The sequence below is a fragment of the Psychrobacter sp. TWR1-1-1 genome (genome assembly GCF_049895865.1).
Classification (GTDB): domain Bacteria; phylum Pseudomonadota; class Gammaproteobacteria; order Pseudomonadales; family Moraxellaceae; genus Psychrobacter; species Psychrobacter immobilis_A.
In genome coordinates this window covers 14171-26625 of the sequence record NZ_JAFCTE010000010.1, presented here as the reverse complement: position 1 = coordinate 26625, position 12455 = coordinate 14171, and the positions used below count along the sequence as shown (strand labels likewise).

At 45.2% G+C, this 12455-nt stretch carries 10 protein-coding genes; 3 read left to right on the top strand and 7 right to left on the bottom strand.

The window, feature by feature from the left end:
- Positions 1 to 165: 165 nt before the first annotated feature.
- The 6 genes from ACP69U_RS10290 to ACP69U_RS10265 form a co-directional block, all read right to left on the bottom strand.
- Entirely contained in the window at positions 166 to 891 is a 726-nt protein-coding gene (locus ACP69U_RS10290) for a DUF3726 domain-containing protein (protein WP_201555171.1), read from the bottom strand.
- Positions 875 to 2614, bottom strand: a complete 1740-nt coding sequence (locus ACP69U_RS10285) for a hypothetical protein (protein WP_426138490.1) — start codon at positions 2612 to 2614, stop codon at positions 875 to 877. The genes ACP69U_RS10290 and ACP69U_RS10285 overlap by 17 nt, the downstream gene beginning before the upstream one ends.
- Positions 2615 to 2740: 126 nt before the next feature.
- Complete coding sequence (locus ACP69U_RS10280) at positions 2741 to 4426, bottom strand: BCCT family transporter (RefSeq protein ID WP_426138489.1); 1686 nt, start codon at positions 4424 to 4426, stop codon at positions 2741 to 2743.
- 210 nt (positions 4427 to 4636) lie between these two features.
- Positions 4637 to 5626 carry a membrane dipeptidase gene (locus ACP69U_RS10275; RefSeq protein ID WP_372815438.1) on the bottom strand — a complete coding sequence of 330 codons (990 nt, stop codon included), beginning with the start codon at positions 5624 to 5626 and terminating at the stop codon, positions 4637 to 4639.
- 106 nt (positions 5627 to 5732) lie between these two features.
- Complete coding sequence (locus tag ACP69U_RS10270; protein WP_426138488.1) at positions 5733 to 7208, bottom strand: aldehyde dehydrogenase family protein; 1476 nt, start codon at positions 7206 to 7208, stop codon at positions 5733 to 5735.
- Between the two features lie 48 nt (positions 7209 to 7256).
- The gene (locus ACP69U_RS10265) at positions 7257 to 7646 is read right to left on the bottom strand and encodes a RidA family protein (protein WP_045452370.1); all 390 of its coding nucleotides are present in this window, start codon (positions 7644 to 7646) and stop codon (positions 7257 to 7259) included.
- 157 nt (positions 7647 to 7803) lie between these two features.
- Between ACP69U_RS10265 and ACP69U_RS10260 the strand changes: the two genes are divergently transcribed.
- The 3 genes from ACP69U_RS10260 to ACP69U_RS10250 all read left to right on the top strand — a co-directional run bounded on the left by ACP69U_RS10260 (position 7804) and on the right by ACP69U_RS10250 (position 11309).
- A complete protein-coding gene (locus ACP69U_RS10260; protein ID WP_201605851.1) occupies positions 7804 to 8709 on the top strand; it encodes a LysR family transcriptional regulator in 906 nt (301 codons plus the stop codon).
- 109 nt (positions 8710 to 8818) lie between these two features.
- Positions 8819 to 9613 carry a YdcF family protein gene (locus ACP69U_RS10255; protein WP_426138487.1) on the top strand — a complete coding sequence of 265 codons (795 nt, stop codon included), beginning with the start codon at positions 8819 to 8821 and terminating at the stop codon, positions 9611 to 9613.
- Between the two features lie 172 nt (positions 9614 to 9785).
- A complete protein-coding gene (locus ACP69U_RS10250) occupies positions 9786 to 11309 on the top strand; it encodes a phospholipase D-like domain-containing protein (RefSeq protein ID WP_426138486.1) in 1524 nt (507 codons plus the stop codon).
- A 67-nt stretch (positions 11310 to 11376) separates the two neighbouring features.
- On the opposite strand, the gene ACP69U_RS10245 is transcribed toward ACP69U_RS10250, so the two are convergent.
- A complete protein-coding gene (locus tag ACP69U_RS10245; RefSeq protein ID WP_426138485.1) occupies positions 11377 to 12360 on the bottom strand; it encodes a putative RNA methyltransferase in 984 nt (327 codons plus the stop codon).
- Positions 12361 to 12455: the final 95 nt, after the last annotated feature.

The window sequence follows — 12455 nt, the reverse complement described above, 5'->3', positions numbered from 1 at the left end:
TATTCTGCTTAATCAAAGCCTCTAGCTTTTCCCATCTGTTCAAACAACTCCGAAATACCTTTTAATCCAAAATACTTTCTGAAATTTTTAATTACAAACCTCTTTTTGGCTTAATCTATTTGCCTATGTCATTTTGTAACCTTTTATTTATTACATTCCTCTCGCTTACGCCCCTCCCGCACCTTTACTTGATGTTTCGCTATTTTCTACCAACATCGCCGCAGCCGTTTTTTTGAGTATCGCCCACTGCTCATCGTCGACATAGATGCCTTCTTTCCATGCGCGCTGATGGGTTTCAAATAGCTCATCTGTCGATATTTTATGATTGAAATGCTGTATGTCCTGTTCAATATCAAAATTTTGGGTCGCAATTTCAATAATCATATCATTGGTATTGTAATTGGCTTGTGCTTGGTCAAAAAAGTATAAATCAGGATACACAAAACCTTGATTTAACGTAAATAATGTATGCTTGGGCACAGAGCCATTGTCCCATTTAGCCAGACAAGCAAAGCCTTTGGCAGCCAGCCCCACCAGCTCGCTATAAGCCAACCAGCGGTTATGACAGTTCTGTAAATAAATATGAAAATGCGCCAAATCACCCATTTTTTCCAGAGCATAGTCAATGATAGTCGGCAAGTGACAAGCCAAGCTGCTACCATGCAAATCTAAACGAATAGCGCCGTCTTGTTGATGGACGATATCGATTGGCGTATCGTGCTCAGTTAAGATATACGGACTGGCATTGTTAAAGTGTCTGATACCGTCCAAGCCCGCCATCTGTAACTCAGCAACCATAGTAGCAATCACATCCGCTTCGCCTACTTCTCGGTGCATCCCAGTAAAGGCTTTGTGTACTATCGTCACGATTTCATTATGCGATACGATCATGAGTCAAACCTCGCTGCTCTTTCGATAAATCGGGTAATAAAGGAAACAGCCATTCATCACTATGCACTTCTGCAAACAAAGGCGCACCTTGAAACAAGGTGATCCGCACCCAGCGATCTGATCTGGGATCGAACTTGGTTGCCCCAAACATCGATAATTTACACCGTAACAGGTGCATGGGTAATGCGGTTTTATGCAAGACATTCATCTGAATATCGCCCAGTGGCTTATTTCCCATCGTCCAAACGCGGCGCGCAATCGAGCGATATTTTGGCTGATTTAAGATGAACTCTGAAATGAGCTGCTTTGGATCGGTGGGTTTCAACGCGAGATACAGCTTATTCGCTTGCCGTGCGATGTCTAATGCAAGCTCACGATCAGCACCCGGTTCTTGCCCGCGCACGCCCATCCTTGGCTCTTCTTTATCCACCGAACGATACCAAAACCAATAGCTATTATCGGGCTGGCTAAAATCAATATTAATCGCCCACTGATAATGTAGCTCTAATACATCGATTAAATCTTGGATCACCTTGCCTTTCGGTAACGATAGCGTTTCATCGGCATTTATTTTTTCTTGAAACTCATCGACACGCTCAGGATAGAGTTCCATCAAGCAAGAGATAATCACCTCTTGGCTCTCAAGGCTTAGATGATGGTGAGCTTGTAAGAACTCCGCCCATGTACTGTAGTGATTAATGGTTGCCATCAAAGTATTTTGTAATACGGCTAACTCTGCAACGACCGCTTCATTGAGTTTGATTTGCGACTCATTGATAGTGACAATCTCGCTAAAATGCTGAATAGCACGTTTAATTAAACTGGCAAAATATACGGTTTTTTTGGGTTCAATCTGGCAGATCAGTGTTACTTGCAACGCTTCTTCACGGGTAGTTAGCCATTGATCGACGACACAGGGATGGTTGATTAGATACGGTGCCATGCCTAGACCGGTGGCGTTACCAACTCCCAAGTAACGCTTAATCTCTGGATGCAGCGCAGCGGCGTTGCTACCACCTTTTTGCTTCGCCAAATAATCGACCCAATCTAAGCTAAACTCACGCAGCAAATACACGGCACACATCTGCGCGCGAAAGGATTGATCAAAATCTGCACTGTGATCTAACGGTTTGAAGTCATAAATACCAAACTTACCATTGCCATAGACGGCAGTAGTGCGCAATATATAACCCACTTGCGCAAGTATATCCAAATCTGGTTGCTGACCAACGGCGAGTGAGCTGACGATATGATCAAAGACCCGTACGCTTTTATTTGCTCGTGCCAGCACCATCACCATATTAGAGTTGCGACCTGCTTCTTGCAGCGGTACATTGGCTTGTAGATTACCCAGTAATTCCTCACTTATCTCACCAAAGACCAGACCAAAGGTCACATCCCATTTTTGGGCAATCACCCTATCATTACGCTCTTCATCAGCCAGCTCATTACAAAACACCACCAGATGATACAGATGCTCTGGAGTATTGAGGCGATAAATAACCGTGCCATAGCCTTGCTCATCCAAATCCCACAAATGGGTACTGAGCATCCATTGCTCTCTATCAATCTTACGCAGTAACGTGCGCACAAAGCTAATGCGAGTTTGGTGCATCGCGCCCAACCTTTCTGCATTCATAATCACGTCACGAGTACGAAATTCAGTACTAAGTTGAGGTGGCTTGACGTTAATGCTTTCATTATTTGCATGAATCATATTCATAATTTCACTACCTTACCTAATATATTGAGCCAGCAGCTTCGTTAATAATGCCAATGATGATATCTATCGGTAAATAAGTATTCAGCCGTTTTTAGGATCGTTGTTTTGACCTTGACCGTTTGGTAGTCAATCAGTTTTTTGAGTAAGCTTTTCCTTAGCAAGCTTTTCTTCGCTGATTTTATGTCTTACCTCTACCTGATTAGGTCGATACAAATCTTGCTCTCGCGCCATTTGCTGGGCAATTTGTGGTCCATTCCATAACGACGGCAATAGAATAAAGGAGACTGGCACAGCGGTAATCACGATAAAGGACTGCAACGCTGTCACGCCCCCTGAACCAAGCGAGATTAAAACAATCGCTGTCACACCCATCATGATGCCCCAAAAGGTACGAATCATGGCGTTTGGCTCACGCTCGCCGCTGATGACGACGCTGATGGTATAGGTCATCGAATCGCCTGTCGTGACGATAAAAACGGTGGTTAAAATTAGAAATAATATCGAGGTCATTAAAGGAAAGGGTAATTGCTGGGTAACGGCTAATAGTGCACCAGGTAAGTTAAAGCCTTCAAACGCGCTACTAACACTGCCCGGATTGGCAATCTCAAACGCCAGACCCGAACCACCAACGACGGTGAACCAAAAGCAGGTAACGAGCGGCGCAATGATACAAACCGTGGTAATCAATTGACGAATGGTACGACCACGTGAAATACGAGCGATAAAGATGGCCATCATAGGGCCATAACCCAAGAACCAACCCCAAAAGAACACGGTCCAACCGCCAAGCCAGCCTTCATCACCGCGAAAAGTGGCCATCGGAATAAAGTTATCGACCATCGTGCCGACACCTTGAATATAACCATTGACGATAAAATTGGTCGGTCCAAATATCAAAATAAAGACCATCAACGCAACGGCCAATATGACATTGAAGCGGCTGAGCAATTGCATACCTCGAGCAAGACCACTGATCGCTGATAAGGTATAAAGCACAATCGCGAATATGATAATGATAAGCTGGGTGGCAAAAGTATCAGGAATACCAAACAAGGTGTTGAGGGCATAGCTGGTCTGTAGACCCAAAAAACCAATAGGGCCAATCGTACCCGCAGCCACGGCGACGATACAGCAAGCATCGATAATCGCGCCCGTTTGACCAGTAAGTACGCGCTCACCAAACATAGGATAAAGAAGTGTACGAGGTTTCAGCGGCAAACCTTTGTCATAATGCAAATGCATGACCACAATCGCGGTCAAACTACCGACAATCGACCACGCCAAAAATCCCCAATGCATAAAAGATTGTGATAAGGCGTTAAATGCTCGTTGTTGCAAGTCTGGTGACTCACCGTATAAAGGAGGCGCTGACACAAAATGAGCAATAGGTTCTGCCGCCGCCCAAAAAACCCCGCCTCCAGCCAATAATGTACAAAACAGGATGGCCATCCATTTGAAATTGTCCATTTCAGGCTTTGGTAAGTTGCCCAAAATCACACGACCCGTGCGACCTGCTCCAACCGCTAAAGCGATGACGAAAGTAGCGAGAAGCAGAATTTGCCAAAAAGGGCCAAAGATATTGGCCGACCATTTAAAACCAACATCCACAATCGTTGCTAACTGTGCTTCTGCAAAAATCGCCATGAGCACAAAAATCGTAATAAACCCGCCACTATACCAAAAGGCAGGGTTTTTTAGCCCCAACGCATCAATATCGGCAGCAGCTGGTACAGCGCTGACCTTATCCGCTGTGCTATTGGCAGCGTTTGAGCGTCCTTGCTCACCTTGGTTAAGTCCCTTTAAATCGGCCATGATGTGGCTCCATATGCTAAGGCTAATGTTGCGTTTTAAATCAGAGGTATCGCAATGAGGATATAACCAGACAACCTCACTATATTATTGATTTCAAAGCTATTTACTTTAAAGCTATCTATTTCAAATGGGTATGCGTTATAAAACGTCTGTCGTCTTATAACGATTTTTAGCGATGACTTGCTAGAATTATCCTTTAGGAATGAGCCTTTAAGCTAAAGGCTTTAAACCACTCTCAAGAAAATCAAACCAGTTTTGACCGATGACTTTTCCAGCATCGCTTTCATTAAAGCCGTGTTTGAGCAGACCGTTATAGATATTTTCCATACCGTCTTTACCAGCGAACCATAGCAAAGTATCTGGCCAACCTGAATTATTGGCATTGCCTTCACCGTAATCCATCGCTTTTGACCAACGACCATTACGCATCCATTCAAGCACGGCTTGTGGTTGATTGAGACACAAGTCACTACCAATGGATAAATGCTCGACGCCATATTTATCAGCGCAATTGGCAATCATGGTACAGAAGTCATCAAGCGTACAATCACTACCATTCGGCAAATGAAACGGATATAAACTGAAACCTAGCAACCCGCCTGCTTGAGTTAATGCACTAATAACCGTATCCGATTTATTGCGTAGCGCGTCATGAGCCGTGGTTGGATTGGCATGACTGATACATATCGGACGCGATGAGATTTCTATCGCCTCAAGCGTTGAACGCTCAGCGCTGTGTGACATATCGATAATCATACCGACACGATTCATCTCAGCAATGGCTTGCTGACCAAAACGTGTGATACCGCTGTCATTCTGCTCATAACAACCTGTCGCCAGTAAGCTCTGGTTATTGTAAGTCAGCTGCATAATCAATAGACCCAAGCGGCGCATCACGCTGATTAGGCCAATTTCATCATCGATTGGTGAGCAGTTTTGCGCGCCAAAGAAGATACCGACTTTGCCCTGCTCTTTTGCCGTTTTGATATCAGCAACTGAGTACACTGGCAAGATAAGATCTGAGTTTTGCTCAAAGCGTGTGTGCCACTCGCTAAAGCGAGTCATGGTCTGACGGGCATCTTCGTGATAGACCAAGGTGGCGTGTACCGCATTGATATCACTGGCTTGTAGCATCTTAAAGTAGTCACGATCCCAATGGCTATACTGTAATCCGTCAATGACGATATGGTCTTGGTACATATCAATTCCCTTTAATACTTTTATCAGTGGCCGCTATCATTGGCTATTAAGTGATTTTTCACACCGTGTCACTTCGATAGCGGCGAGTATGCTTGTTAAGACATGCCTAGTAAGCTTTTTGATAAGCGGTCTTGACGATGGTATAGAACTCTTTGGCATATTGACCTTGCTCACGCGGGCCAAAGCTTGACTGTTTACGACCACCAAACGGCACGTGGTAGTCAGTTCCCGCAGTCGCTAGATTGACCATCACGCAACCTGCTTGCACTTGCTCTTTGAACATCGCACTGCTACGCAAGCTCTGGGTAATGATGCCGCCCGTCAGACCAAAACGCGTGTCATTGGTCATCGCAATCGCTTCGTCCAAATCCTTGACACGCATGACGCAAGCGAGCGGCGCAAATACTTCTTCTTGGTTGATATCCCAGCTGTTGTCCGTCTCGGTAAATAACGTCGGCGACATATAGTAGCCGTCATGCGGCATCTCTAAACGCTCACCACCAAAGGCTAAATTGGCACCAGATTGCTTGGCTTTTTCGATCCAGCCCATGTTTGATGCCAGCTGCTTGTCATCGACGACAGGCCCCATAAAGATACCTTCATCAAGCGCATGACCGACCTTTAAAGTCTTCATTTTTGCGACCACACCTTCGACGAAGGCATCATGAATACTGTCCATTACGATGAGTCGTGAAGAAGCGGTACATTTTTGTCCCGAACCGCCAAACGCACCAGCCACTGCCGCATCGATAGCAACTTGCAAATCGGCATCATCTGCGATGACCAAGGCGTTTTTGCTGCCCATCTCAAGCTGGCAACGGATAAAGTTCGGTGCCGTCGCAGCAGCGACCTTGCGACCTGTTGGTACAGAACCGGTAAAGCTAACGGCATCGATATCTGTAGAATTGATGAGTGCATCGCCGACTGACGAGCCGCCACCCAGTAGCAGGTTAAACGTCCCTTCTGGCATGCCTTGACGGTGCATGATTTCAGCCAATGCCACTGCGCTGGCAGGTGTTAAGTTCGCAGGCTTCCAAATGACCGTGTTACCAAAGGCCAGAGCTGGCGCGATCTTCCATACAGCGGTGGCCGTTGGAAAGTTCCAAGGTGAGATAATCGCGACCACACCGACTGCTTCGCGGGTGACTTCAACCTTGACACCAGGACGTACTGAGGCTGCGTTATCACCGATTTGGCGCAATACTTCAGCGGCATAGTAATGAAAGAACTGACCTGCGCGGTAAATCTCTCCGCGACCTTCCGCAAAAGGCTTACCTTCTTCAAGAGACAACAGCGTACCTAGCTCATCACAGCGAGCAATCATTTCATCGCCAATTGCTTGTAGGATAGACTGCTTTTTTTCTAAAGGAGTCGCTTCCCATTTTGGTTGAGCGTGACGAGCAGCAGCAATAGCGTCTTTGACTTGATCGCCACTGGCCTGTGCGAACTCACCGATAGTGTCAGTGATATCAGATGGGTTAATATTGGCAACGGTATTTACGCCCGCCTGCCATTCACCATTGATATAAAGTGATTTGGTTGGGTCTTGCTGCAATATCTGTTTGGCGGTGTGAGCTGACATAAGAGCTTCCTTGATAAAGTATTAAAAGATGGAGTATTAAAATTAGTTTTAAGGCACAGCGGCATATACAACCAGCTCAACCAGCATTTCTTCACGAGCCAGTCCTGCTATCACGAGCGCTGCCCGATTTGGATAGGGTGCTTCAAAGTATTCAGCATAAACTTGATTGACGGTTTTTAGATAGTCACGATCGGTCACATAGATCATGACCTGTAGCACAGAATCCATACCAACATTGGCACATTCTAGTGTGTGCTTGAGATTGTCTAGCGTTTGGCGGGTTTGCGCTTCGATACCACCTGCAACCACATCACCATTTTCATCGATAGGAATCTGCGCGGTGTACAACGTACCGTTGCTAGTGATCGCCCACTCTAAAGGGGCTTTAGACGCATAAAGTGAGGTTCTGATGGCTTGTTTGGTTGAATGAGTCGTCATGTCGTCATATCCTTTGATCAATGATTGGGCAGCGATTGCTATAGAGGTATCCTACCCAAGTACTAATGATAAATCTAACTAATTAAATTTAGAATATGATAGATTTAATCTATCATAGACGATATCTTATATATTAATAGTGGTGAGGAGTAAGCGTATGAAATTACAGCAATTACATCACTTTTTATGCGTGGTAGAGGAAGGTGGCTTTCGGGCGGCGGCGGATCGCGCCAATCGCTCGCAAGCGGCGTTGTCTGCCTCGATAAAGGAATTGGAAAAAATACTAGGTCAGCGCTTATTTGAAGGAGGAAATAAAGCAACACTCACGCCTTTTGGAGAGACTTGTTTACCCAAAATCGAGCAGTTTATGACGATTTATCAAGCGCTAAAGGATGATTTAAAAGGAGCAGCCGCTGGCGATAAAGGCAAAATAAGGATTGCAAGCGTGCCATCACTGGTGACAAAACTCTTGCCTAGTGTGTTGGTTGAGTACTCCAAGAGATATCCTGATGTCGAGATTGTACTAATAGATGATAACTCTGTCGGTGTGGCCAATCGTTTACTGGCAGGTGAAATCGATTTGGCATTGGGCAACTGCACCAGTATCGATCAATCAAATATAGATTTCACCTTGCTCATATCTGACCCGATTGGCGTGGTCTGCTTAAAAAGTAACTCGTTAAATCAACCAGTAAAACCGTCAAGAAACCAACAAAAAATAGGGCTTAAATGGCAACAACTGATGACCCAGCCTTTTATTTATAATGGCACCTGTCGACTGCTCGAAAACACACCCGCCGAGGTGCTCAACCGTAATGCGCGTTACACGGTCGAGAATATTACTTCCTTATTTTCATTATTACGCAATGATCTTGGCATCACCACCCTACCCAAGCTCGCTTTTCCGTCGAATGAGCCAGAATTGGTATGGCTCGACTTACTTGAACCTGCCTTAGACAGACAAATTGGTATTTTTAAATTGGCAAATAAAACGATTTCACCGCCAGCACAAGCGTTTCATGAACTGTGCATTCAGTATGTCCAGAATCACTATATTTTATAAAGACAGGTTAAAAAAAGGTTGAAAATGGGTTAAGACATACCTCACTACCGCCTACTTTTATAAGCCACTATCAGAAACTCCATTCACTTGAATAAAAGCGTCTTTCACTATGTCTAAAGGTTTAATTTCCGTTATTCGTGGCCTCTTATCTGTTATCGGCATCATACTTATCATCGATTGCGTTGCATTGATGGTCGTCGGTAAAGTCAACTTCGGCTCGGTTGTACCTTTTTTACTCGGCATGGTTTTTGTCATACATGGGATGTTTTGGCATGCAATACGCAGGTTTTGCAGCCAACATTATGGCTTTAACCGCCTTTGGTATGGGTTATGGGCTGTATTTATACTTTGGTTGTTGAGCTTCGCTCTATTTATTTGGTCATTACAACAGCAGATTACGCTTAGCCAGCAGCCTGCACCGACAGTGGCAGCGATTATTATATTAGGCTCAGGCACGGTTGCAGGTAAGCCGACACCGACGTTCGCCAGGCGTTTGGACACCGCTGTGCCCCTTATCGAGACACAACCAGATGCTTTGGTGATAACCAGTGGTGGCATTGGTTTTCAGCGTACACGTAGCGAAGCCGATATCATGGCCACGTATTTGCATGAGGCACATGGCGTGCCATTCGAACGCATTTTACAAGAAGGCAAAAGTACCAGTACGGAAGAAAACCTCGCTAACAGCCGAGCGTTGTTAGAAGAAAAAGGGCTCTCTATCACTGATCCTATCGCCATCGTTACCAGTGATTTTCATAGCATTCGCGCAGCCAGCATTGCGCGACATCAGGGCTATACACAACCGATCACCGTCGCCAGTCCCACGCCTTTATCCATTCGTTATAACGCTTGGTTCCGCGAGTATTTTGCCTTTGTCAGTGGCTGGTTGTTAGGAGAGTATTGATGGTGGTGTATATTTCACCAGCTTGAACAAGCTTACTACTAAGTATCATAGCTCCAACGTTGCTGCATTACTGTTTTTACCAATCAAAACGGTGGTAATTTTACAGTGCGTTATAATCAGTAAGAACCACTGATAAATACTGCAAATAAAAATAATAATGATGGAGCGCATTATGCTATTGGATATCTTTTTAACTGTTCATTTTATGCTACTGATACTGATCTCTTTGCGAGTGCTTGCGCGCCATGATCTGACCTCGCCCGCTCGGCTTGCTTGGCTCGTCATATTGTTCATTTTGCCTTATCTGGGGGTTGTAATTTATTGGATGTTTGGTGAGGTGCATCTAGGACGCGATTTTACGCGCAAACGTAAAGAGATCATCGATAAATTAAGCGCACATAGTCCCGAAGTACTTGGTGATGACATCGCTTTGTCGGAGGCTATCAAACCTGAATACCAAGCGGCCTTTGCCTACTCTGCCAATGCAACTGGCTATCATACAACGGTGGGCAATCACGCAGAGCTAATGGCAGACGCTGCTGAGACGCGCAAACGTATGATTGCTGACTTTGATGCAGCGACCGATCATATTCATGTGCTGTATTATATTTGGCTAATCGATGGTATGGGAATCGATACTGCTCAAGCGCTCATACGAGCGGCAAGGCGCGGCGTCATATGCCGAGCAATGGTTGACGGTATGGGCTCACGAAAAATGGTCGGCTCAAAGATATGGCAGGAAATGATAGAAGCTGGCGTACAAGTCAGTGTTGCCCTACCAATTAGTAATCTTTTAAAGGTACTCATGTTTAGCCGGATTGACTTGCGAAATCACCGCAAGATTACGGTTATTGACGGCAAAATCGGCTACTGTGGCAGTCGCAACTGCGCCGATCCTGAGTTTCGTGTAAAGCCAAAATTTGCGCCGTGGGTAGACATTATGCTGCGGGTCGAAGGACCAGTGGTGGCACAGAATCAGATGTTGTTTGCCAGTGATTGGCTGACTGAAAATCCTGATACGCCGCTTGACAGCTTTCCTTATTTTATTGACCCACAACTAAAGCAACAAAAATCCCCACAGCCAGAAACTGATGAGCCTTTACCAATAACATCACCGCCACCTTTACCAGTCACATTGCCGCCAAAAGGCTTTGCTGCACAGGTTTTTTCTGATGGTCCTACCCAACGACGCAGCACCACGCCGCAATTTTTAGGTGTCTTAATTGGTCAGGCAAAGCGAACCCTGATTATCTCAACGCCTTATTTTGTGCCTGATTATTCGCTCGTTAGCATTTTGTGTGCGACCGCTTATCGTGGTGTACAAGTAACCATGATTTTCCCAAAGAATAACGACTCAATAGTCGTGGCTGCTACCAGCCACAGTTATTACTGGCAGCTGCTTGAAGCGGGGGTCAATATTTACGAATATAAACCCGGTCTATTACACGCAAAAACCTTGACCATCGATGGCGAAATCAGTCTGATTGGCTCAACCAATTTAGACTTGCGTAGCTTTGATTTGAACTATGAAAACAACATTGTGTTTAGCGATAAAACGCTCACAGCGGATATCGTTGAGCGACAATACCAGTATATCGCTGATTCTGAAGAGGTCACTCGTGAGCAAGTTGAAAACTGGCCGTTATCTTATAAAATCTGGAATAACATTGTCGCCACGATGGGACCTGTCTTATAACCCATTATTAGGGGGTGTCCTCAATTCAATTGATCATATCTAAACGAGCTAATGACCTTAAGCCATTCTATTCAGCTGCTGTCTTCTGCAAAATATAAACGACAAACTTAGCTTGCGTCGTAAAGGATTCTGTTTCGACCGCTGCTAGTAGCGCCTGTCTTTTTTCATTAAGCGCACGATAAGCATAAGGCGTCATAGTCATCAAATCAGCCAAATCAGCGGCTGACAACGTCATCTCGGTACTGACATGCTCCGTACCCATCAGCGTAAAGTATGGAGCCAATTCATGCAAAAACTTATCCGAATCATGCTCGCGGACGTTATCAAATAACGCTTCGCGCATCGTCGCTAGATGCCCGATATCTGGCTTGGCAATGATTAAATAACCGTCTGCAGTCAATACCTCATTGAACGCGTCTGGCAAGATAGGGCTAAAAATACTGCTAATACCCTCTATGCTATGCGCGCGTAACGGCAAATGGGCAGCGCTAGTAACAAGCGGATAGATGACTGCCGACTTGGCTGTCGCATTAGTAACACTGTCTTTAACTTGCTGATACCAAAGACGCCCTGCTACCTTACTGGCTTTTGCAAGCTCTACCACAGCAGGTTTACTGATATCTGCGGCGATAAGAGTATCCATGCCTGTCTGTGCCATTGCCTGCGTGTAATACCCTTCACCGCAGCCAATATCCAACCAATTGATTGCCTTGCTATCTTTTTTAGTTATTGGCTCAATTTCTGACTTAGCCACTGAATCAACGACCGACTCATTTTTCGCCAACAATTCCCTCATTTTTTGGCAAATAAGCGTCTGCAATGGCTGATAATGTCCGGCGTTTAAAAACCGTTTGCGTGCCTCGATTGATTGCTGGCTATCGCCCGGTGCTTTGGATTTTTTTTGTTGCACGGGTAATAAATTAACATAACCCTGACGTGCCACATCAAATGGATGAGCCGTGTGTTTTGGGTGCAAGCTGCCATCGCAGCGCCACGTATCTGCGGCAGGCTGTAATGGTGATTGGCAAAGGGGACAAATAAATAAGCTCACAAGTATCTCAACGTCATCGCAATATGGCTGCCATTTTAACAAAATTCAGGCTTACTGCGTGATAAAAGGCGCGATAAACAATGCAGGAAAGAAAA